Genomic DNA, 23,160 nt, shown 5'->3' on the forward strand with positions numbered 1-23,160 from the left:
CAAGGAAAGCCCGCCCCACCCCGCGACACGGGACACCCCTCCATGCCAGCACGCGAAAATACCTACCCAGCAACACAATTCAACGACTGAGCGCCCTCAGCATCAATTCGATGCAAAATCGAGGCTAACCCCGCGTTGGCAATCGCCGGGTCATGCGACGGGCGCATGGACCAGTTCAGACCGCCGCGCGCCTGTTAGATCAGATACCAGCCGCCCAGGCCGACGGTATCAGGCGCGCTGAACCAGGCGTCGTCCAGCGGCCGCACGAAGCGCTCCTCGGGGCACAAGACCAATGCGGCCCGTCGGCGCCACCACGAGATCGGCGCGCAGCATCGAGCTGTCGGACTATGGCACTTAGCGCAGGATCTTGGCGTAGAGCAGGCTGTCGTGCGGTTCGGGTCCCAGGCTCGGGTAGATGGAGTGGCGGCGCAGCCGGCCCTCGAACGCGAAACCGGCCCGCTGCAGTAGCCGCGCCGAGCGCATGTTGTCGATGTGGCAGGTAGCCCAGACGCGGTACACGCCGGGGTCGGCAGCCAGCTCGGCCAGCAGCATGCCCAGCGCTTCGGACATGAAACCCCCGTTCCACCAACGCCGGCCGAGGCAGTAGCCGACTTCGATGGAGTGGCGCACCCGGCTTCGGCAGCTGATCAGGCCGGCGACGTCGCCGCTGTCACGGGTCACGAGCAGCCAGGTCCGCTCGTCGTCGCCGACGTTGAAATGCTCGGTGATCACCCGTCGCGTCTCGCCGACATCGGGATGCGGCGTCCACAACAGGTAGCGGGTTACCTCGGGATCGTGGGCAATCCCGTCGAACAACGCCTCGGCGTCATCGAGCACGGGTGGGCGCAGCAGCAGCCGTGCGCCTTGGAGGTACTCGGACGGGAACCGGGCCACGACGCCCCGCTACAGCCCGAGGGTTCGATAAGTGTGGCGGACGAATCGCGGTTGGGCCGTCCGCAGCTTGGCCAGCGCGGGGTTGCCCGCCACCGCCGACGCGGCATCCACGGACAAATCGGGGCAATGCTGGATCAGATACAGCAGGATCAGGTCGGCGGACGGGTCGGCCTGCCACCACGTCCCATATGCGCCGGGCCAGCTGAACGTTCCTGTCCCGCCCGGACCGAACAGCGGCGCCGACTTCGCCGGGTCGGTCACCACCGACAGATTCAAACCGAAGCCGCGGCCCACCCAGAATGGCGCTCCCAAGAAGTTGTGGCGTTTGTGCTCGTCGGTCAGCCGGTCGGTGCGCATCAGGCGTGCCGACTCCGCCGACAGCACTCGGACTCCGTCGACCGTCCCCTCGCCCAGCAGCATCCGCACGAACCGCAAGTAGTCGTCGGCGGTCGACCACAGTCCGCCGCCGGCGTTGGGAAACGACGGCGGCCGGACCTGCGGCGGCCCCATCACGTCGTGGCACAACTTGTCGTCCTCGTCGAGCCGGTACATCGTGGCGGCCCGCCCCCGCGCCTCGGCCGCGACGAAAAAGCCCGTGTCGGTCATGCGCGCCGGGCCCAGCACTCGCTCGTCGAGCACCTGATGGAACGGCTTGTCCTCGACGCGAGAAACGATGACCCCCAGCACATCGATCGCATGGCTGTAGGTCACCCGCTCGCCGGGCTGATGCACCAGCGGCAGGGCGGCCAGTTCGGCCAGCCAGGTGTCCGAGCCCTTGCCGAAGGGCAGTCGCATGTAGGCCCGGGAGATGTGCCCGGAGACCGAGAAGCTGTAGGCCAGGCCACTGGTGTGAGTCAGCAGGTCCTCGACCAGGATGGCCCGCCGGGCCCGATGCGTCCGGTCCAGCGGACCATGCGGGTCGTCCAGCACCTGCGGGTCGGTCAGCTCCGGCGCCCAGCGCGCGATGGGATCCCGCAACGAGAGCTTGCCCTCATCGACCAGGCTCATGGCCGCGGCGACCGTCACCGGCTTGGTCATCGACGCGATGCGAAACAGCGTGTCCCGCTGCATCGGCAGCCCCGCGTCGACGTCTCGGTAGCCGATCTCGTTGACCTGCAACACCTCTCCGCGTTGCCAGACCACGGTCACCGCGCCGGAGAGCAAGCCGGCGTCGCAGACCTCGCGAATGGATGCCTGATTGCCGTCGAGCTTCACCGGCCTTAGATTAGTCGCCGGCCGCGGGCGGGCCCGGCGGTGGGACGTCGGGCCGCGCGACCGGCCGCGGTTCCGGCGGGCGGTGCAGGCGGTCGTTAGTTGTGAGAAAAGCCTTGCGACCTGGCCAGGGCGTGTTACTGTCGCGCTCTCCGGCAATGTGATCTGGGGAACAGGCTGTGGGAGCAACGGCGAAGGGGGTTTGCTAACCGAGCCGTTGCGGTGAACCAGGGTGCGGGGAGCGGTCACCAAGACCCGCAACTGTGGACGGGGACCGGCGCGCCGGCCTCCGTCGATGGCGCATGAAGCTAGCGACCCGCTGCTCAATTACCACCGGTTGGATAACTCAGCAAAGGTTGGCCATGAATGGCTTGATCTCACAAGCGCAAACCTCCCACCGACGTGTCACCCACCGACCCTCGCTCCCGGTGCCGGCCGCGATGCTGTTCGCGGCGGCACTGATCGCGATGGTCATCACAGGATGCGGCCACAAAGCGGCCACCGGGACCTCCCAAACCTCCGGGGCATCCGGAAGCTCCGCCACCACCAGCGCATCCGGGTCATCCGGCGCCCCGTCACCAGAAGCCCAGCAACTCCTGCAGGACAGCTCCAAAGCGACCAAAGGCCTGCACTCGATTCATGTGAGCCTGCAGACAACCAACATCACGACGCTTCCCATGGAGAGCGTCAACGCCGACGTGACCAACCAGCCGGAGGGCAACGGTCAGGCCGTCGGTGATGCCATGATCAGGTTGCAGCCGAAGGCCCCCGCGGTCTCCAAACAGTTCCTGGTCACCAACAAGACCATGTACACCAAGGACGACAGCGGGAAGTACACCTCGATGGGGCCGGCGGAGAAGATCTACGACCCGGGCATCGTCCTCGACAAGGACAAGGGGCTGGGCAACGTCATCGCCAGGGTCCAAAGTGCGCAGATCGCCGGAAACGAAACGATCGACGGTATCGCCACCGTCAAGGTGACGGGAGCCATCGACGCCGCGGTGATCGATCCACTGGTACCTCAGCTGGGTAAGGGCGGGGGCACGCTGCCGATCACGTTGTACATCGTCGACGTGAAGGCGGCAGGCACCAGCACTACGCCCGGAGCGCCGGCGCCGAGCCCCAACCTGGTGCGCATGGTCGTCGACAAGGACCAGGGGCACGTCACCATCAACCTGTCGGCGTGGGGCGCGCCGGTCACCATTCCCAACCCAACGGGATAACCACCGCGGGTGTATTCCGAATTGGGAACCGGCCCGCGATTGTCGAATTGCGGCTAGGTCCGCCGAATCGTCTCCGGGCCGGTTCCCTCCCCAGTTTGCTTCTTGGGGTGCAACGGATTTGGTGCACCCCAAGAAGCAAATCGCGCGGCTCGGCATGCCGTTGAGAATTCTCCAAGGCCATACCTCCAACATCGGGACACCATTGGGACACCATTGGGACGCCGTTGGGTCCCTTCGCCGGAAACGACGGCCAGCGCCCGATCTCACCGACCAGACCTGGAGGAACAGGAATGACGAACGACCTCCCAGACGTTCAGGAGCGCGGTCCCGGTCTGCGCCCTGCTCATCCTCCGGGCGGGCCGCCGCTGTCAGATGTGTGGGTCTACAACGGGCGGGCATACGACCTCAGCGATTGGATATCCAAGCACCCCGGCGGCGCCTTCTTCATCGGGCGCACCAAAAACCGCGACATCACCGCGATCATCGCCTCTTACCATCGTGATCCGGCCAAGGTCGAGCGGATCTTGGAGCGCCGCTACGCACTGGGCCGCGATGCGACACCGCGCGATATTCACCCCAAACACAACGCTCCGCCGTTCCTGTTCAAAGACAGCTTCAACAGCTGGCGGGACACCCCGAAGTACCGCTTCGACAACCCAAACGACTTGATGCACCGCGTCAAAGCGCGTCTGACCGAGCCGGCGCTGGCGGCGCGGATCAAACGGATGGACCGGCTGTTCAACATCGTGGTGGCGCTACTTGCCGCCGCCTATGTAGCGGTTCAGGGGGTGCGCCTGGTCGAACCACGATGGATGCCGTTGTGGCTCTTTGTGATTGCCATGGTGCTGCTGCGCAGCTCGCTGGTCGGCTACGGCCATTACGCCTTGCATCGGGCGCAGCGGGGCCCTAATCGGTTCTTGGCCAATGCCTTCGACCTGAACTATGTCGCGTTGTCGTTGGTGGTCGCCGACGGGCATACGTTGCTGCATCACCCGTACACCCAAAGTGACGTCGACATCAAGAAGAACGTCTTCACAATGATGATGCAGTTGCCGCGGCTGTATCGGGTTCCGGTGCATACGCTTCACAAGTTCGGGCACCTGATCACCGGCATGGCCATCCGCATCGCGGACGTATGGAACATGACTCGCAAGGTGGGCGTCGAGGAGGGCTATGGAAGCTGGCGCAATGCGCTGCCGCACTTCCTGGGGTCGTCGGGAGTTCGGCTGCTCCTGGTCACCGAGCTGGTGGTCTTCGCCCTGGCCGGCGACTTCTGGGCCTGGGCATTGCAATTCGTCGTGACGCTGTGGGTCAGCACCTTCCTGGTGGTGGCAAGCCACGAGTTCGAGGACGACGCCGACGAGCCCGCACCGGCCGGTGAAGACTGGGGTGTGGATCAAGTGGTGCACGCCAACGATCTGGTGATAGTCGGAAATCGCTACGTCGACTGCTTCTTGTCAGCGGGTCTGAGTTCGCACCGCGTCCACCATGTATTGCCATTCCAGCGCAGCGGGTTCGCCAACATCGTCACCGAAGACGTATTACGGCAGGAGGCGGCAGAGTCCGGCGTGGAGTGGCTTCCGGCAAAGAGTTTCGTGACCGACCGGTTGCCGAAGCTCTGCCGGACCTACCTGCTCTCGCCGTCGCGCCAAGCCAGGGAGCACAAGTGGGGTTTCCTGCGGGAACACTGCTCGCCGGCGGCCTGGACAGCCAGCGCCGGCTACGTGGTTGCCGGCTTCGTGGGAATCGGGTCGGTATGAGCAGCGCAGCAGACGGCGGGGCCCTGCGCCCGGTGGCCGAGGCCTGCGGCCACGAAGCCCACTATGACCTAGCCCAGTTGCCGCCGGCGCCGCCGACAACGGTGGCGGTCATCGAAGGAATGGCGACCGGTGTGCCGCAGCGGGTGGTTCGGCAGTCCGACGCCGCCGCGCAGGTGGCCCAGATGTTCCTCGACTCCCAACAGCGGCAACGAGTTACCCGAGTCTACGAGAAGACCCGAATTGACACCCGGCGGATGGCCGTCAACCCGCTGGACGCCGAGTTCGACGCGTTCCGGCGCGAACCCGCAACCATCCGGGACCGGATGGACCTGTTCTACCGGCATGCGGTGCCGCTGGCGGTCGAGGTGAGCCGGCGTGCGCTCGACGGACTTTCCTACGGCGCCGAAGAGATCGGATTGTTAGTGTTCGTCACCAGCACCGGGTTCATCGCTCCGGGCGTGGACGTGGCGATAGTCAAGGAACTCGGCCTGTCGCGGGCGATTTCGCGAGTGGTGGTCAACTTTATGGGATGCGCGGCGGCGATGAACGCCATTCGCACCGCCACCAATTACGTCCGTGCCCACCCGGCGATGAAGGCGTTGGTGGTGTGCATCGAATTGTGCTCAGTCAATGCGGTTTTCGCCGACAACGTCAACGATGTGGTGATCCACAGCCTGTTCGGGGATGGCTGTGCCGCGTTGGTGATCGGTGCCAGCCAGGTGCAGCAGCAGTTGCCGGCGGGCAGCGTGGTGATCCGCAGCAACTTCAGTCAGCTCCTCGACGATGCCGAGGACGGGATCGTGCTGGGCGTCAATCACGACGGCATCACCTGCGAGCTGTCCGCGAATCTGCCCGACTACATTTTCCGCGGCGTCGCGCCGGTTATCGGAGAAATATTGCGTGACAACGGATTACAGAAATCCGATATCGATGTATGGGCGATCCACCCCGGTGGGCCCAAGATCATCGAACAGTCGGTGCGCTCGTTGGGCATCCCCGCCGAATGCGCGGCGCCCAGCTGGGCCGTGCTGGCACGCTTCGGCAACATGCTGAGCGTCTCGCTGATCTTCGTGCTGGAAATGATGGTGCGCCAGGCGCCGTCGACAAAATCCCTCTCGACCGGTGTGGCATTCGCCTTCGCGCCCGGGGTCACCGTCGAGGGCATGCTGTTCGACATCGTCCGCCGGTGACCGCGGCTTTGACACCCGAAGGGAGGTGGCACATGACAGATGCTCCGGAGTTGCCGAATGTCACTGCACCGGCCGACCGCGTCCTGTACCGCTCGTTGATGACCGACAGCACGCGCTGGGACGCCCTGCAACTGAGGGACGGCGACATTATCATCTCGACGCCGTCCAAGTGCGGCATGACCTGGACTCAGCGGCTGATTGCACTGCTTGTCTTCGACGGGCCGGAATTACCCGGACCGTTGTCGACGGTGTCACCGTGGCTCGACCAGACCATCCGGCCTATCGATGAGGTGGTCGCCGTCCTTGACGCGCAGCACCACCGCCGGTTCATCAAGACCCACACGCCGTTGGACGGTCTGGTGCTCGATGACCGCGTCACCTATATCTGCGTCGGCCGTGATCCGCGTGACGCCGCAGTGTCGATGTTGTTCCACGTTGCCAACGTCGATGCCGAGCGGCTGCGGGAATTGCACGAGGCCGCGGTGCGCCCGCCGCTGCAGCCCCGTCCGCCGGGGTCCGGGCCCGCCCCGCACGCTGGCAGCCGCGGCCCGGCCGAGGAATTCCGGCACTGGATGGAGGGGCCGGCCCTGCCACCGCCGGGGGTGGGTTTCGCGCCGCCCAAGGGAATCGGAACGCTGGCCAACGTACTGCACCACTTCGGCACCGCCTGGGAGCGGCGACACCTGCCGAATGTGGCGCTGTTCCACTATGCCGACTACCAGGTGGACCTGACAGCCGAGTTGATGCGGCTTGCCGCGGTACTCGGTATCGGCTTGAGCCCCGATCGCGCCCGCGAACTCGTCACTCACGCATCGCTGGACGCCATGCGCTCCCGCGCGGCGGAGATCGCCCCCAACACCACCGACGGCATTTGGCGCAGCGAGGAGCAATTCTTCCGTCGCGGCCGCAGCGGCGACTGGCAGCAGTACTTCAGCCACGAGGAGCACCGCCGCTACAACCACCGCATCAACCAGCTTGCTCCACCGGATCTGCTGGCCTGGGCGCACGAAGGGCGCCGCGGCTGCGACCCCGCAGCCTGAAGCTTGGGCCGGCTCAGGCCGAGGCCCGGCGCTGGGCGCGGACGTACCAAAACGCCAATTCCGCTTCTGTTCCGTCTATTTCGCGGCACACCGCGACGGGCTCCAGTGATTCGATATCCCACCCGGCGCTGCCGAGGACGTCGCGTAGCGTCTGCTCGGGCACCGCCGGGCGCGGCCACTGCTCGCTCGGCGGATTGGCATCCGAGAAGCAACTGATCAGCAAGGTGGCCCCCGGCCGGGTGGCCCGGTGCACGGCCGCCGCATAGCTGCGCTTGCCGTCATCATCGAGGCAATGGAACATGCCACTGTCGATCACGGTGTCGAATGCGTCGGTATAGCCGTCGAGCGCGGTGGCGTCTGTCACCGCGAACCGCACGTCGACTCCGGCGTCGGCGGCGCGGCGTTCGGCGGTGATCAGTGCGGTCGGCGAAATGTCCAAAGCGGTTACCCGGTGTCCGTGCTGGGCCAGATAGATCGCGTTGTCACCGAGCCCGCAGCCGATGTCGACCACGTCTCCGTGGATCCAGCCGCGGGTCTGCCACGCGATCACGTTTTCCTTGGGTGCCTTGGTATCCCAGGGGGGCGTCGTCATCGGCGGGATGCCCGGGGCAGGGCTTTCGCCGCGATAGAGCGCATCGAAATCCATGCGCGGCCGGCCGGATTCGTTTGCGGAAGGGTTGAGATCCGTCACGTTCGCCAGGATAGAACCCCTGCCGACGAGCTTACCCGGCCGGTCAGCGTCACATGGTCACACGTGTTGCAGCTCTTTGGCTGCGCCGATGCCCGAGGCGCCCGCGCCACCGGAATATTCACGGTGACCGGAAACTGAGCTGCTGACCATCAATGTCTTCGTGCCCAGCCATGGATGGATTGGCGTCAGCTTTCCGATGCCGCATCGTCGCTCGAACTATCTTGAGATGGCGGGTGTTTGGCGGATGTTTACGACCTCGCCGTGTCGGCTGTGATGCTGTCGTACCGAGTGTGCAGTGGCGGCTTTGAGTGTGAACGCGGGGCGGCAAATCCGCGATCGGACCGCCCTGGCGGCACGCTCGGCGCCGTCGGCTCACGCTCGGCGCCCCACGCGCACGCTCGGCGCCGTCGGCTCACGCTCGGCGCCCCACGCGCACGCTCGGCGCCGTCGGCTCACGCTCGGCGCCCCACGCGCACGCTCGGCGCCGTCGGCTCACGCTCGGCGCCCCACGCGCACGCTCGGCGCCGTCGGCTCACGCTCGGCGCCCCACGCGCACGCTCGGCGCCGGACGTTCGGTTCCCATCCAACCGCGCCAGCCCACGACCTTCATCGCTTCACGCCGGGGACTGCCGTGAAGGCTCTGGGCGCACGTTACGAAAATGTTTCGTTCGCGGGCAAAACTGGCAACCCATACTGCGTGTCCATCGGGGCGCAGGTGTTGGGGGAGGGATGACCATGAGCATGGCGCCGGCACAGCGTTCAGTTGGTAGCTCTCGCAGGCTCACGCAAGTTCGTGACTGGACGCCTACTCCGCGCGATCATTTCCCGTCGCCGGCCGATTGGCGAAATGAAGTTCTGTATTTCCTCTTGCCGGACCGGTTCAGCGACGGCCGTGAAGACCAGCGGCAGCTGGCCACTCCGGACGCTGTCCCCTCGATGAGACCGTCGTCGTGGAGTTGGGAGCACTGGGCTCAGTCGGGTGCGCTGCGGTATCAAGGGGGCAACCTCGCGGGCATTGAAAGCAAGTTGCCGTACCTGGCGGGGCTCGGCATCACTGCATTGTGGGTAGCACCGGTTTTCAAACAGCGTGCAAATACCGACGACTACCATGGCTACGCCATACAAGACTTCCTTGAAGTCGACCCGCATTTCGGAACGCAGAACGATCTGATCAAGCTGGTTCAGGCGGCTCATCAATTCGGGATTCGGGTGATTCTGGATATCGTCGTCAACCACAGCGGCGTGAATTGGCTGTATGCGCCCGATGTCCCTGGCGGCCCGGTGCGTCCTGATTATGTTTCGCCTCCCCAGCAATTGCCGTTCGGGGCGTGGCTTGATCGCGCCGAGCGGCCCACCACTCGGATCAGCGACCCCAACGACGGGGTGTGGCCCGTCGAGTTTCAGGATCAGAATGCCTACACACGGGCGGGTTCGGCTGACCCTGGGAAAGGGGCCACCGATGATCCGCTCGCGGAATTTCGGCGCGGTGATCTGATGAATTCGAGGGACTTGGACGTCATGCGCGACGATGTGTTGTCTCCGCTCGTGCGGGTGTGGCAGTACTGGATAGACACGACGGACTGCGACGGGTTCCGGATAGATACGCTCAAGCATCTGCCGTACGATGCGGCTCGACGGTTCTGTGGCGCTATCAAAGAATTTGCCGACTCGATCGGCAAGCACAACTTCTTCATCGTGGGTGAGATGGCCGGCGGCGATCTTGTCGCTTCTCGATATCTGGAACTGCTCGGCGCGAATCTTGACGCGGCGCTGGATATCAATGATGCGAGATCGGCGCTGCACCGCGTTGCGCGTGGCGCTGCCCCCGCCCTGGAGTATTTTCAGATGTTCGCTGCGGGGGCTGACCCGATGGGATCCCACCGCGAACATGGCAACCGTCACGTATCGGTTTTGGACGATCACGACAATGTCGGTGTCCCGAAGATACGGTTCGCGGCCGAAGCGCCCTCACCCGATCAGGTCGTCGCCGCCATCGCAATTGTGGCCCTGACCCTCGGAATACCGTGCATCTATTACGGTACCGAACAAGCCCTGTCGGGGCCCGAACGCGAAGTGCGACGGTGGTTGCCGTCATGGAACAACGACCGGGCACCTTACGCAGATCGTTACTTGCGCGAAGCGATGTTTGGACCGCAGCATCCACGCAAGGCGGGACAAGCCGGGTTGGCGGGTGAGGCAGGCATCGATACCGACCTGCCCGGATTCGGCGCCTACGGCACCAGCGGATTGCATTGTTTTAACGTGGATTCGCCCGTTTATGAGAAAATCCGCGAGATTCTCGCGATCCGGAAACAATATGCGGCACTGCGCTACGGACGTCAGTATCTGCGGCAAACCTCGCTATTCGATCGACCATTCTCCTATCCCGAAGCTGGCGAATTAACAGCATGGTCACGTATTCTCGCCGATTCCGAAGTTGTCTGCGTCGTCAATACCCATCCTCTTGATGCACGTGGCGCTGATATTGTGGTCGATTCTGCGTTGCACCCACCCGGATCGACACTAACTCCGGCCTTTTCCTTCAGCGACTACCAAAGCATACGGGTGCAAGGCCGATCGGACGGCACTGCATTCATTCCGGTGAGGAACGTTCCGCGGTCGGGTGTACTGATACTTATTTAAGGCGGGGAGCCGCAAATGAGATTCGCTTACTACCAGGACCTGATGTTCTTCAACGGCAGTGCCTGGGACCGTTACTTCACTTCTCAAAGTGACGGTCGGATCGACTATGACGTGATCGTGATCGGTTCCGGAATGGGTGGGGGAATTCTGGGAGTGGCGACATCGGACCGCGGATTAAGGACATTGGTTCTCGAAGCGGGGCCCATTCGCCACCTCGTTAATGTGACGGATCTGCAGGTGGCCCACACAGTCGAATCGTTCAATCCTTATGAATTGGCTGGTAATACCCGACTGGACGGCGGCGTGTGCTTTAATCTGGGCGGACGGTCGATATTCTGGTCGGCAGTAATACCCAGGATGCTGGACTGGGAACTCGCATACTGGCCCAACGAAATAGCCGAATACCTTACCGGTGATGGATACGCGCGCGCTGAGCAACTGTTCAGAAAGCGAACCGAATATCCCGAGTTCCAACGGAAACTGGTGGGACGCGTCGCCGAAGGATTCCCCGACTATTCGGTGACGCACCTGCCACGGAGCTATCACCAGCCGGACTCGGCAATCAATCCGCGCCCCGGATCACCAGACGAACGCACTACAGGTGTCTTTTCGACTGCTGCGCTCCTGGCGGACGCTGTGCTGCACGGTAAGACCGAGAACGGCGTCGGCACCTTGCACGTCGCGTTGGAGCACCTGGTGGACAGGATAATCCTCGACGGCTCAACGGCAGTCAGCGTCGAGGTGCTCGATCTTCGTCAGCGGCAACGAAAAGTCTTCCGCGGAAAACACATCATCATGGCCTGCGGCGCGACCGAAAGCCCGCGGTTGGCGCTGACCAGTTCAGTCGCCGATCCCTGCGGGCTCGTCGGTGTCGGCCTCGTCGACCATCCGGAAGCCGAGATACATTTCGACGTTCCTTCGGACTCCCAGATGATCAGTGGAAACGATCAGGGCAACGTCTATTTGCGGCACAACGGAGGAGACGGACCTCCCGGCGATCACTTCAGCTGTGAGCTCGCGCTCAACCATAAGTTCTGGGATGTGCGTATCGAAGATGACACGATATGGAAGCAAGAATTCGGTCATGCCTCACCCGCCGCGAGCACAATAAAATTCCTCTTCAGAAATCCGCTCAACAACGCGAACAATATCACGGTCGAAGGCGACAGATATCGCGTATTCTTGAAGCCGATGGGCCGTCCGTTGGAAGCGGAGGCGAGGCTACTAGGGCAGCGGCTATTACGGTTCTTCGGCGTCGAGCCTGAGGGTCATCCGTTGCGATACCTGCCGGCGGCTGTTACCTATCACCTTGGCGGCAGCATGCGCATGGGCGAGCCGGGATCCAGCGTCGTGAACGCAGATTTGAGATTCCACGAATACGACAATCTGTACTGTTGCGATCTCTCCGTATTTCCCGATATTCCTGCCGCTAATCCATCGTTAACTCTGGGAGCGCTGGCCCTTCGGCTGGCGGATGATCTGCGGGCGCGCTGCACGTGATGTGCGAAACCTGACCACACAGATAGGAAAACAGGCGATGTTCAGGATCCGATTCGACACCGAAAATTGTATTCCTGATCAGCAGGTGACCGTCCGAACATCGCACGAGGATTGGCAGATCGATATCGGCGGAGTTTTTCAGGACGGCGCCTGGATATTCACCCTCGATGAATCGGATTATCAACCGAGTGTATCGTTCAAGTTTGTTCTTGACGGCTCCTGGATGACTGGTGAAAATATTACTATTTCTCCATTGGCAGGCCAGGATTACCGCTATGACGATCACGACATCGCGTTTGTGAAGCCGGGCGCAGTGATCACTGAGAACGGTCATGTGCAACAACTCTTTTTTAAGCCCGATTACGATTCGAGCCACGTCTACGACGTCATCGTGATCGGTTCGGGTATGGGCGGCGGTGTGCTGGCCGACCAGTTATCAGACGCCGGACAGGATGTGCTGATTATCGAGGCGGGTTCCTTGTTGTTTCCCACGCACGTGGCCAACCTGGCTCGCCGCCTTCGCATCGGGCAATTCGACAAGCATATCTGGGGTCTGTGGCCGGATATGAAAGTACAGGCGTTTGTTCAGGACACGCCGACTTTCGGCGGCGGACAGGCGTTCAACCTGGGTGGCCGCTCGCTATTCTGGGGCGGGCTTATCCCGAAAATGGGCCGTTGGGAATTGGCCAGTTGGCCGACTGCTGTGCGCGACTATCTCTTGACGACCGGATACCGGTTGGCCGAGGATACCCTGAACCGAAACGGTCCCATCGGAAGCGAGTATCAGCGACGGGCCAAAGAATTCTTGAAAAATATACTTCCGGAATTTGATCACCTCGACGCTCCGGTTGCCGTGCAGTATTCGGGATACACGCCTTTGGCCATTCCCGGTGGTATGTTTTCGACTGCGGACTTATTGCTCGAGGACCGACTCGTGGTGGCAAATCCACCGGTGCCTGTGCCGACCATTAATCTCAACCATGCTGCGCAGCGGATACTCTTCGACGAGCGGAAGGCGGTGGGAGTACAGTGCTACGACCTGCTCGGGCAGGTGGAACGCACATACCACGGCCGATCAGTCGTCGTGTGCTGTGGCACGATCGAATCCGCAAAGCTCGCCTTGCTCAGTGGGGTCGACAACCCTTTGATCGGTAAGGGTATTACGGATCATCCAATCTGGTATACGCATTTCGCCCTGCCGGCAGGCTCGCCGCATGCCGCGCTCAACGCGTCCGCAAAAGTATGTTCACGCTACCATTCGGACGCTGAAATAGCTCAGCATCCCTACAATATGGTGGTAGAATTAGGCGCTGACTTCAATCAAGGTCGATACGTTGACCCCGACGATCTGACGCGACATCTTCAGACTAAGGGCGACTTTACGCTGTGTGAAATCGTATTCCTGCTCGCGGCGGATCTCGTCGAGAACAATCAGGTTTCGCTGACCGGGCCGCCCGCCGCCCCGGTGCGGTTGCGCATCGACCACGCGCCGATTGCCGACAGCGTCATCAACGAGATTCGCGAGGTCTCTGCCAACGTCCTCGCCGGGTTGGGCGCCCAGCCGATCGCCGGAGACACACTTGAGCTGAAACTCGCCGAACTAGGTGCAGTCGCCCACGAGGTGGGAACTCTGAGAATGGGAGCCGAGGGTGCAGGAGTGGTCGACGAAAATTTGCGGTTCTGGGGTTACGAGAATCTCTACGCCTGTGACAACTCGGTGTTTCCGACTTCGCCCGCGGCCAATCCCTCGCTGACGCTGGTAGCCCTGGCGCTGCGACTTGCTCAACATTTGTCCGGAATCCGCTGAGGACAGCCTGCGGCAACCCGCCACGCGACCCGCAGCGCCCCGCGCCGTAGGCGGGTGTTACGCTCCCGGGCAGCCGACATCCTTTAACGATCCGTCCAGAGAGGCGGAGAAGGAGGTCACGATTTCGCATGGGTACCGCGGGCGCTGCCGCCGTTGGCGGCGAACCCCGAGAACTGATGTCCGCGGCCGACGTCGGTCGCACCATTTCTCGCATCGCACACCAGATCATCGAAAAGACTGCGCTGGACAGCCTCGACTCGCCGAGGGTGGTGTTGCTGGGCATCCCGACCCGTGGCGTGACCCTGGCCCGGCGGCTGGCAACTCATATCCACGAATTCAGTGGCGTCGAGGTGGGCCACGGCGCGCTGGACATCACGTTGTACCGCGACGACCTGATGAGCAAACCGCCGCGGCCGCTGGAAGAGACTTCGATCCCGCCCGGTGGTATCGACGACGCGCTGGTGATTCTCGTCGACGACGTGCTGTACTCCGGGCGGTCGGTGCGCTCGGCGCTGGACGCGTTGCGCGATGTGGGCCGGCCCCGCGCGGTGCAGTTGGCTGTGCTGGTCGACCGCGGCCACCGCGAGCTGCCGGTGCGGGCCGACTACGTCGGCAAGAACGTGCCGACCTCCCGCAGCGAGAGCGTGCACGTGCAGTTGCGCGAACACGACGGGCACGACGGTGTGGTGATCTCGCGATGAGGCCCCGTCATGAGTAGGCACCTCCTGGCGGCCGGGGACCTGAGCCGTGACGAAGCCACCGCCATCCTCGACGACGCCGACCGGTTCGCCCAAGCTCTGGTGGGCCGCGAGGTCCGCAAATTGCCCACCCTGCGCGGCCGCACCATCGTCACCATGTTCTACGAGAACTCGACACGAACCCGGGTGTCCTTCGAGGTGGCCGGCAAGTGGATGAGCGCCGACGTGATCAACGTTAGCGCGGCCGGATCCTCGGTGGGCAAGGGCGAGTCGTTGCGCGACACCGCACTGACCCTGCGTGCGGCCGGCGCAGATGCCCTGATCGTCCGCCATCCGGCCTCGGGCGCCGCGCGGCTGCTGGCCGACTGGACCAGAACCGGCGAAGACGGCCCATCGGTGATCAATGCCGGCGACGGCACCCACGAGCACCCCACCCAGGCGCTGCTGGACGCGCTGACCATCCGGCAGCGCCTCGGCGGCATCGAGGGCCGCCGCGTGGTGATCGTCGGCGACATCCTGCACAGCCGCGTGGCCCGCTCCAATGTCATGCTGCTGCACACGCTGGGCGCCGAGGTGGTGCTGGTGGCGCCGCCCACCCTGCTGCCGGTTGGCGTGGCTGGGTGGCCGGTCACCGCGTCCTACGACTTCGACGCCGAGTTGCCTTCGGCCGACGCGGTGCTGATGCTGCGGGTGCAGGCCGAGCGGATGAACGGCAGCTTCTTCCCATCCGCGCGTGAGTATTCGGTACGCTACGGCCTCTCCGACCGGCGACAGGCGATGCTTCCCGGCCATGCCGTGGTGCTGCATCCCGGGCCGATGCTGCGCGGCATGGAAATCGCCTTTTCGGTGGCCGACTCGTCACAATCGGCTGTGTTGCAACAGGTTTCCAACGGTGTCCATGTGCGGATGGCGGTGTTGTTCCATCTGCTGGTGGGGGCCGAGTCGGCCGGGAAAGAAGGCGCAGCGTGAGTGTGCTGATCCGCGGGGTGCGGCTCTATGGCGAGGGCGAACGGGTCGACGTCCTGGTCGATGACGGCCAGATCGCCGAAATCGCCGCGGAGCTTGCCATTCCGGACACCGCCGATGTCATCGACGCCACCGGTCATGTGCTCCTGCCCGGACTGGTCGACCTGCACACCCACCTTCGGGAGCCCGGCCGCGAATACGCCGAGGACATCGAAACAGGCTCGGCCGCAGCAGCTTTGGGTGGCTACACGGCCGTGTTCGCGATGGCCAATACGCACCCGGTGGCCGACAGCCCGGTGGTCACCGACCACGTGTGGCGCCGCGGTCAGGAGGTGGGCCTGGTTGACGTGCACCCGGTTGGCGCGGTGACGGTGGGGCTGGCCGGCGCCGAGCTTACCGAGATGGGCATGATGAATTCCGGTGTCGCCGCGGTGCGGATGTTCTCCGACGATGGCGTCTGTGTGCACGACCCGTTGGTCATGCGCCGCGCCCTGGAATATGCCACCGGTTTGGGGGTGCTCATTGCCCAGCACGCAGAGGAGCCCAGGCTGACCGTCGGGGCTGTCGCGCACGAAGGTCCGAACGCTGCCCGGCTGGGGTTGTCGGGATGGCCGCGGGCCGCCGAGGAATCGATCGTGGCCCGTGACGCGCTGCTGGCCCGCGATGCGGGCGCCCGGGTGCACGTCTGTCATGCTTCGACTGCGGGTACTGTCGAGATCTTGAAATGGGCTAAGAGCCAAGGAATTTCGATCACCGCGGAAGTCACCCCGCACCACTTGCTGCTCGACGACAGCCGACTGTCGGGCTACGACGGGCTGAACCGGGTCAACCCGCCGCTGCGCGAAGCGTCCGACGCCATCGCCCTGCGCCAAGCGCTGGCCGAGGGGATCATCGACTGTGTGGCCACCGACCACGCCCCACACGCCGAACACGAGAAATGTGTCGAATTCTCCGCGGCACGTCCAGGCATGCTCGGGTTGCAGACCGCGCTGTCGGTGGTGGTGCAAACGATGTTGCGGCCGGGCCTGTTGAATTGGCGTGGCGTCGCGCGGGTGATGAGTGAGAATCCGGCACGAATCGTGGGCCTGCCTGATCAGGGGCGTCCGCTGCAGGTGGGGGAGCCGGCCAATCTGACCGTGGTGGACCCCGACGCCACCTGGACGGTCACCGGGTCGGCGCTGGCCAGCCGGTCGGCCAACACTCCGTTCGAGTCGATGACGTTGCCGGCCACCGTGACGGCAACCTTGCTGCGCGGAAAGGTCACCGCCCGGGACGGAAAGAGTCCCGCATGAACCGCGCCGGCGACCATGCAGTGGGCGTACCACCGGCTTGCGGGGGGGAAGCGGCGCGCATGAACTCGGGTACGCTGGTGGGCTCGTTGATCTTCGCGGCGGTGCTGGCAGCGACGATCGCGGTGGTGATCACGCTGATGATGCGGGGCTGGCGGCACCGCTCGCGGCAGCAGGCGGAGCTGATCGGCGAACTGCCTCGGGTTCCCGACCGGCCGGGTGTCGCGACCGCCGCGCTTCGCGGCAGCTATGTCGGCTGCACGCTTTCCCCGGCGTGGAACGACCGGGTCACCGCCGGTGATCTCGGGTACCGCAGCAAGGCGGTACTCACCCGTTATCCAGACGGAATGCTATTGGAACGCGTTGGCGCCCAGCCGGTTTGGATCCCGCGGCTGGCCGTCACCGCGGTGCGTACCGAGCGCGGTTTGGCCGGTAAGGTCGCCGCCCGCGATTCGATCCTGGCGATCCGGTGGCGGCTGCCGTCGGGCGTCGAGATCGATACCGGGTTTCAGGTGGACAACCGCGATGATTACCGGGGCTGGCTCGCAGGCTGGCCGGAGACCCGGACGGAGGAGCTGCACTGATGAGCAAAGCCCTGCTGGTACTCGAGGACGGCCGCGTATTCACCGGAACGCCGTTCGGCGCCGTCGGCCAAACCCTCGGCGAGGCGGTGTTCAGCACGGGCATGTCCGGCTACCAGGAGACGCTCACCGATCCCAGTTATCACCGCCAAATCGTGGTGGCCACCGCGCCGCAGATCGGCAACACCGGCTGGAACGGCGAAGACGCCGAGAGTCGCGGCGACAAGATCTGGGTCGCCGGCTACGCGGTGCGTGATCCGTCGCCGCGTGCCTCCAACTGGCGCGCCACCGGCACCCTCGAAGACGAGCTGATCCGCCAACACATCGTCGGTGTCGCGGGCATCGACACCCGCGCAGCGGTGCGGCATCTGCGCAGCCGGGGGTCGATGAAGGCCGGCGTGTTCTCCGGTACGGCACTTGCCGAGCCCCATACGCTGGTCGAGCGGGTACGCGCCCAGCCGCCCATGCTGGGCGCCGATCTCGCCGGGGAGGTCAGTACCCCGCGGGCGTATGTGGTCGAACCCGAAGGGCCACCGGGACTTCCGAGGTTTACCGTCGTAGCCCTGGATCTGGGCATCAAGACCAACACACCGCGCAACTTCGCCCGGCGCGGGATCCGTAGTCACGTGCTGCCCTCGTCAGCGACTTTCGACCAGATCGCCGACATCAATCCACACGGCGTCTTCCTGTCCAACGGGCCCGGTGACCCGGCGACCGCCGACCACGTCGTCGCCCTCACCCGCGAGGTATTGGGCGCCGGAATCCCGTTGTTCGGCATCTGTTTCGGCAATCAGATCCTGGGCCGCGCGCTGGGACTGTCAACTTACAAGATGGTTTTCGGTCACCGCGGGATCAATATCCCGGTGATCGACCACGCCACCGGGCGAGTCGCGGTGACCGCGCAGAACCACGGCTTCGCGCTGGAAGGCGAGGCCGGGCAACGCTTCGACACGCCGTTCGGTCCAGCCGTCGTCAGCCACACCTGCGCCAACGATGGGGTGGTCGAGGGCGTCCGACTCACCGACGGGCGGGCGTTTTCGGTGCAATACCACCCGGAGGCGGCCGCCGGCCCGCACGATGCCGAGTACCTGTTCGACAGGTTTGTCGAATTGATGGAGGGCCAGTGATGACCGTGAGCCCGCGCGTCGGTCCACCGACACATCGTCGCCGGGGTGCCGCTGCGTCCGCTCGCACCCAGAAAGGGGAGTGCTAGTGCCGCGTCGTTCCGACTTGCGCCACGTCCTGGTCATCGGCTCGGGGCCGATCGTCATCGGGCAGGCCTGCGAGTTCGACTACTCCGGCACCCAGGCCTGCCGGGTGCTGCGCGCCGAGGGACTGCAGGTCAGTCTGGTCAACTCCAACCCGGCCACCATCATGACCGACCCCGAGTACGCCGATCACACCTACGTCGAGCCCATCACACCCGCATTCGTCGAACGGGTGATCGCCCAGCAGGCCGAGCGCGGCAACAAGATCGACGCACTGCTGGCCACGCTGGGCGGACAGACCGCGCTCAACACCGCGGTCGCGCTGTATGAGAACGGGGTGCTCGAGCGCTACGGGGTCGAGCTCATCGGCGCCGACTTCGACGCCATCCAGCGTGGCGAGGACCGGCAGCGGTTCAAAGACATCGTTGCCAAGGTCGGCGGCGAATCAGCCCGCAGCCGAGTGTGTTTCACCATGGACGAGGTTCGGGAGACCGTGGCCGAACTCGGCCTGCCGGTGGTGGTGCGGCCGTCGTTCACCATGGGCGGTCTGGGTTCGGGGATGGCGCACTCGGCCGATCAGGTGGATCGGATGGCCGGTGCCGGGCTGGCCGCCTCGCCCAGCGCCAACGTACTGATCGAGGAATCGATCTACGGCTGGAAGGAATTCGAGCTCGAGCTCATGCGCGACGGCCATGACAACGTGGTGGTGGTGTGCTCGATTGAGAACGTCGACCCGATGGGCGTGCACACCGGTGACTCCGTCACCGTCGCGCCGGCGATGACGCTGACCGACCGCGAGTACCAGCGGATGCGCGATCTGGGCATCGCGATCCTGCGTGAGGTCGGCGTGGACACCGGCGGCTGCAACATCCAGTTCGCGGTCAATCCGCGCGACGGCCGACTGATCGTGGTCGAGATGAACCCGCGGGTGTCGCGGTCAAGTGCGTTGGCGTCCAAGGCTACCGGTTTCCCGATCGCCAAAATCGCCGCCAAGCTGGCCATCGGTTACACCCTCGATGAGATCGTCAACGACATTACCAAGGAAACACCGGCCTGTTTCGAGCCCACCTTGGACTACGTCGTGGTCAAGGCGCCGCGATTCGCATTCGAGAAATTTCCCGGTGCCGACCCGACGCTGACCACCACCATGAAATCCGTCGGTGAGGCAATGTCGTTGGGCCGCAACTTCGTCGAGGCACTAGGCAAGGTGATGCGCTCGCTGGAAACCACCCGTGCGGGGTTCTGGACGGCCCCGGATCCCGACGGCGATGTCGACGCCATGGAAGCCGCACTGGACCGGTTGCAGACCCCCACCGAGGGCCGGCTCTACGACATCGAACTGGCATTGCGGCTGGGCGCCTCGGTGGAACAAGTTGCCGAGGCCAGCGGTGTCGACCCGTGGTTCGTCGCGCAGATCGGCGAGCTGGTCACGCTGCGCGCCGAGCTGGTAGCGGCTCCGGTGCTCGACGCCGACCTGCTGCGCCGCGGCAAGCACAGCGGGCTGTCGGATCGCCAGATCGCCGCGCTGCGACCCGAATTGGCCGGCGAGGCGGGAGTGCGCGTGCTGCGTGAACGGCTTGGCGTTCACCCGGTGTACAAGACGGTGGACACCTGCGCGGCGGAGTTCGAGGCCAAAACGCCCTATCACTACAGCAGTTACGAGCTAGACCCGGCCGCCGAGACGGAGGTGGCGCCGCAGACCGAGAAGCCAAAAGTGCTGATTCTGGGATCCGGGCCCAACCGCATCGGGCAGGGCATCGAGTTCGACTACAGCTGCGTGCACGCGGCAACTACGTTGAGCCAGGCCGGTTTTGAGACCGTGATGATCAACTGCAACCCGGAGACGGTGTCCACCGACTACGACACCGCCGACCGGCTGTACTTCGAGCCGCTGACATTCGAAGACGTCCTCGAGGTGTTCCACGCCGAACAGCAGTCGGCCGCAGGCGGCCCAGGAGTCGCCGGCGTCATCGTGCAACTCGGCGGCCAGACCCCGCTGGGGCTGGCGCAGCGACTTGCCGACGCCGGCGTCCCGATCGTGGGCACTCCGCCGGAAGCGATCGACCTGGCCGAGGACCGCGGGGCCTTCGGCGACGTGCTGAGCTCCGCGGGGTTGCCGGCGCCGAAATACGGTACCGCAACCACTTTCGCCCAAGCTCGCCGGATCGCTGACGAGATCGGCTACCCGGTACTGGTACGGCCGTCGTATGTGCTGGGCGGTCGTGGCATGGAGATCGTCTACGACGAGGAGACGCTGAAGGGCTACATCACCCGCGCCACCCAGCTTTCACCCGAACACCCGGTGCTGGTGGACCGTTTCCTCGAGGATGCCGTCGAGATCGACGTTGACGCGCTGTGCGACGGCACCGAGGTCTACATCGGCGGAATCATGGAGCACATCGAGGAAGCCGGTGTCCACTCCGGTGATTCGGCTTGCGCGCTGCCGCCGGTGACGTTGGGCCGCAGCGATATCGAAAAGGTGCGCCGCGCGACGGAGGCCATCGCGCACGGCATCGGGGTGGTAGGGCTGCTCAACGTGCAATACGCACTCAAAGACGACGTCCTCTACGTCCTCGAGGCCAACCCGCGCGCCAGTCGCACCGTGCCGTTCGTCTCGAAGGCCACCGCCGTGCCGCTTGCCAAGGCGTGTGCCCGGGTCATGTTGGGCGCCAGCATTTCTCAGCTACGTGCCGAAGGAATGCTGGTGGCCGCCGGTGACGGGGCCAACGCCGATCCGTACGCCCCCATCGCGGTCAAGGAAGCCGTGCTGCCGTTCCACCGGTTCCGCGGCCCTGACGGGGCCGCGATCGATTCGTTGCTGGGCCCGGAAATGAAATCCACCGGTGAGGTGATGGGGATCGACCGTGATTTCGGCAGCGCGTTTGCCAAGAGTCAGACGGCGGCCTACGGCTCGCTGCCCGCTCACGGGACCGTTTTCGTCTCTGTCGCCAACCGCGACAAGCGCTCGCTGGTATTCCCGGTGAAACGACTCGCCGACTTGGGGTTTCGCGTTCTCGCTACCGAGGGCACCGCGGAGATGCTGCGCCGCAACGGGATTCCGTGTGACGAGGTTCGCAAGCATTTCGAGTCGCCACAGCCGGGCCGCCCCGGAATGTCGGCCGTCGACGCCATCCGGGCCGGCGAGGTCGACATGGTGATCAACACCCCCTACGGCAACTCCGGTCCGCGCATCGACGGCTATGAGATCCGCTCGGTTGCAGTGGCGGTCAACATTCCGTGCATCACCACGGTGCAGGGCGCCTCGGCCGCCGTGCAGGGCATCGAAGCGGGGATTCGCGGGGACATCGGGGTGCGGTCGCTGCAGGAGCTGCACCGCGCGATCGATTCCCGGAGCGCCGACCGGTGACCGGCTTCGGCCACCGGCTTGCCGAGGCCAAGGCGCGTCGGGGTTCGCTGTGTTTGGGTATCGATCCACACCCGGAATTGCTGCGGGCCTGGGACCTGCCGGCCACCGCCGACGGGCTGGCGGCATTCTGCGACATCTGCGTGCGGGCCTACGCGGGTTTCGCGGTGGTCAAGCCGCAGGTGGCGTTCTTCGAGGCATACGGCGCCGCGGGGTACGCCGTGTTGGAACGTACCATCGCCGCCCTACGGGCCAACGGTGTGCTGGTGCTGGCTGACGCCAAACGCGGCGACATCGGCTCGACCATGGCTGCCTACGCCGCGGCCTGGGCCGCCGACTCGCCGTTGGCCGCCGACGCGGTGACCGCCTCCCCGTATCTGGGGTTCGGCTCACTGCGGCCCTTGCTGGAGGTCGCCACGGCCCATGGCCGCGGGGTGTTCGTGCTGGCAGCGACCTCCAATCCCGAGGGTGCGACGGTGCAGCGCGCCGACGCCGGTGGCCGCACGGTGGCTCAGCTGATCGTCGATCACGTCGCGGCGGCCAACCAGGCGACCAAGCCCGCACCCGGATCGGTCGGCGTGGTGGTCGGCGCGACGGTGCTGCAGCCGCCCGACCTGAGCGCGCTGGGCGGGCCGGTGCTGGTGCCCGGTGTCGGGGTGCAAGGCGGCCGACCGGAGGCACTTGGCGGCTTGGGCGGCGCCGCGGCCAGTGCGTTGTTGCCTGCGGTGTCGCGCGAGGTGTTGCGGGCCGGGCCCAGCGTTGCAGAACTCCGCGCGGCGGGCGAGCGAATGCTCGACGCCGTTGCCTACCTCACCGAGGTCTGATTGTGCGCCGGGCGGCTCGTCCGGAGGGGATATCGGTCGGGGGAGCGGACCTGCTGGCCGGAATAAGGACGCTGGGGGCCGCTTGATTCGCCGGCTACAGCACCACCCCGTTTTGTCCGGAGAATCCAGGCGTGCCGATCAGCGTTCCGCCGTCGCCGCCGCTGCCACCGGCGCCACCAGTACCGGTGGCGCTCGTGACGTCACCACCGTTGCCGCCGTTACCGCCGTTACCGATCTGTCCTGCTCTGCCGCCGGCCCCGCCGGCCCCGC

Annotated in this window: 17 protein-coding genes and 1 pseudogene; 14 read left to right on the forward strand and 4 right to left on the reverse strand. The window is 64.9% G+C overall.

What is annotated here, in order from left to right; translation table 11 throughout:
• Positions 1 to 122: 122 nt before the first annotated feature.
• From EET13_RS31365 to EET13_RS11550, 3 genes and pseudogenes are all read right to left on the reverse strand, one after another.
• Positions 123 to 345 (reverse strand): annotated as a pseudogene (locus tag EET13_RS31365) (FAD-binding monooxygenase); the annotation flags it as partial.
• Positions 346 to 354: 9 nt separating this feature from the next.
• Positions 355 to 894 (reverse strand): GNAT family N-acetyltransferase, encoded by a 540-nt coding sequence (locus EET13_RS11545; protein WP_122442419.1) that lies wholly within the window; start codon positions 892 to 894, stop codon positions 355 to 357.
• A 9-nt stretch (positions 895 to 903) separates the two neighbouring features.
• Positions 904 to 2,109: a serine hydrolase domain-containing protein gene (locus EET13_RS11550; protein WP_122442420.1), complete on the reverse strand. Its 1,206-nt coding sequence runs from the start codon at positions 2,107 to 2,109 to the stop codon at positions 904 to 906.
• 359 nt (positions 2,110 to 2,468) lie between these two features.
• Here EET13_RS11550 and EET13_RS11555 point away from each other — a divergent pair, with 359 nt between their 5' ends.
• The 4 genes from EET13_RS11555 (at position 2,469) to EET13_RS11570 (ending at position 7,319) form a co-directional block, all read left to right on the forward strand.
• Positions 2,469 to 3,329, forward strand: coding sequence for an LppX_LprAFG lipoprotein (locus tag EET13_RS11555; protein WP_122442421.1), 861 nt, complete (start codon positions 2,469 to 2,471; stop codon positions 3,327 to 3,329).
• A 290-nt stretch (positions 3,330 to 3,619) separates the two neighbouring features.
• Positions 3,620 to 5,089 (forward strand): fatty acid desaturase, encoded by a 1,470-nt coding sequence (locus EET13_RS11560; protein ID WP_122442422.1) that lies wholly within the window; start codon positions 3,620 to 3,622, stop codon positions 5,087 to 5,089.
• Positions 5,086 to 6,279: a type III polyketide synthase gene (locus EET13_RS11565; RefSeq protein WP_122442423.1), complete on the forward strand. Its 1,194-nt coding sequence runs from the start codon at positions 5,086 to 5,088 to the stop codon at positions 6,277 to 6,279. Before EET13_RS11560 ends, EET13_RS11565 begins: the two co-directional genes overlap by 4 nt.
• A gap of 32 nt (positions 6,280 to 6,311) precedes the next feature.
• Complete coding sequence (locus EET13_RS11570; RefSeq protein ID WP_211186414.1) at positions 6,312 to 7,319, forward strand: sulfotransferase domain-containing protein; 1,008 nt, start codon at positions 6,312 to 6,314, stop codon at positions 7,317 to 7,319.
• Between the two features lie 13 nt (positions 7,320 to 7,332).
• Here the strand turns inward: EET13_RS11570 and EET13_RS11575 are convergent, their stop codons facing one another.
• Complete coding sequence (locus EET13_RS11575) at positions 7,333 to 7,965, reverse strand: class I SAM-dependent methyltransferase (protein ID WP_122442434.1); 633 nt, start codon at positions 7,963 to 7,965, stop codon at positions 7,333 to 7,335.
• A gap of 774 nt (positions 7,966 to 8,739) precedes the next feature.
• On the opposite strand from EET13_RS11575, the gene EET13_RS11580 reads away from it, so the two are divergent.
• The 10 genes from EET13_RS11580 (at position 8,740) to pyrF (ending at position 22,890) form a co-directional block, all read left to right on the forward strand.
• Complete coding sequence (locus EET13_RS11580) at positions 8,740 to 10,653, forward strand: alpha-amylase family glycosyl hydrolase (RefSeq protein ID WP_211189056.1); 1,914 nt, start codon at positions 8,740 to 8,742, stop codon at positions 10,651 to 10,653.
• 15 nt (positions 10,654 to 10,668) lie between these two features.
• Positions 10,669 to 12,153: a GMC oxidoreductase gene (locus tag EET13_RS11585; RefSeq protein WP_122442424.1), complete on the forward strand. Its 1,485-nt coding sequence runs from the start codon at positions 10,669 to 10,671 to the stop codon at positions 12,151 to 12,153.
• Positions 12,154 to 12,190: 37 nt separating this feature from the next.
• A complete protein-coding gene (locus EET13_RS11590; RefSeq protein ID WP_168991269.1) occupies positions 12,191 to 13,960 on the forward strand; it encodes a GMC oxidoreductase in 1,770 nt (589 codons plus the stop codon).
• Positions 13,961 to 14,088: 128 nt separating this feature from the next.
• A complete protein-coding gene (gene pyrR / locus EET13_RS11595) occupies positions 14,089 to 14,661 on the forward strand; it encodes a bifunctional pyr operon transcriptional regulator/uracil phosphoribosyltransferase PyrR (protein WP_122442426.1) in 573 nt (190 codons plus the stop codon).
• A gap of 9 nt (positions 14,662 to 14,670) precedes the next feature.
• Positions 14,671 to 15,627, forward strand: a complete 957-nt coding sequence (locus EET13_RS11600) for an aspartate carbamoyltransferase catalytic subunit (RefSeq protein ID WP_122442427.1) — start codon at positions 14,671 to 14,673, stop codon at positions 15,625 to 15,627.
• On the forward strand, positions 15,624 to 16,916 hold the full coding sequence (locus tag EET13_RS11605) for a dihydroorotase (RefSeq protein WP_122442428.1): 1,293 nt from the start codon (positions 15,624 to 15,626) through the stop codon (positions 16,914 to 16,916). Before EET13_RS11600 ends, EET13_RS11605 begins: the two co-directional genes overlap by 4 nt.
• A 59-nt stretch (positions 16,917 to 16,975) precedes the next feature.
• Complete coding sequence (locus EET13_RS11610) at positions 16,976 to 17,497, forward strand: PH-like domain-containing protein (RefSeq protein ID WP_122442429.1); 522 nt, start codon at positions 16,976 to 16,978, stop codon at positions 17,495 to 17,497.
• On the forward strand, positions 17,497 to 18,621 hold the full coding sequence (gene carA / locus EET13_RS11615) for a glutamine-hydrolyzing carbamoyl-phosphate synthase small subunit (protein WP_122442430.1): 1,125 nt from the start codon (positions 17,497 to 17,499) through the stop codon (positions 18,619 to 18,621). Before EET13_RS11610 ends, carA begins: the two co-directional genes overlap by 1 nt.
• 85 nt (positions 18,622 to 18,706) lie before the next feature.
• Positions 18,707 to 22,069: a carbamoyl-phosphate synthase large subunit gene (gene carB, locus EET13_RS11620; protein ID WP_122442431.1), complete on the forward strand. Its 3,363-nt coding sequence runs from the start codon at positions 18,707 to 18,709 to the stop codon at positions 22,067 to 22,069.
• Positions 22,066 to 22,890 (forward strand): orotidine-5'-phosphate decarboxylase, encoded by an 825-nt coding sequence (pyrF, locus tag EET13_RS11625; RefSeq protein WP_122442432.1) that lies wholly within the window; start codon positions 22,066 to 22,068, stop codon positions 22,888 to 22,890. The genes carB and pyrF overlap by 4 nt, the downstream gene beginning before the upstream one ends.
• The last annotated feature ends 270 nt before the right edge of the window (positions 22,891 to 23,160 follow it).

The sequence above is a fragment of the Mycobacterium attenuatum genome, from assembly GCF_900566085.1.
Taxonomy (GTDB): domain Bacteria; phylum Actinomycetota; class Actinomycetes; order Mycobacteriales; family Mycobacteriaceae; genus Mycobacterium; species Mycobacterium attenuatum.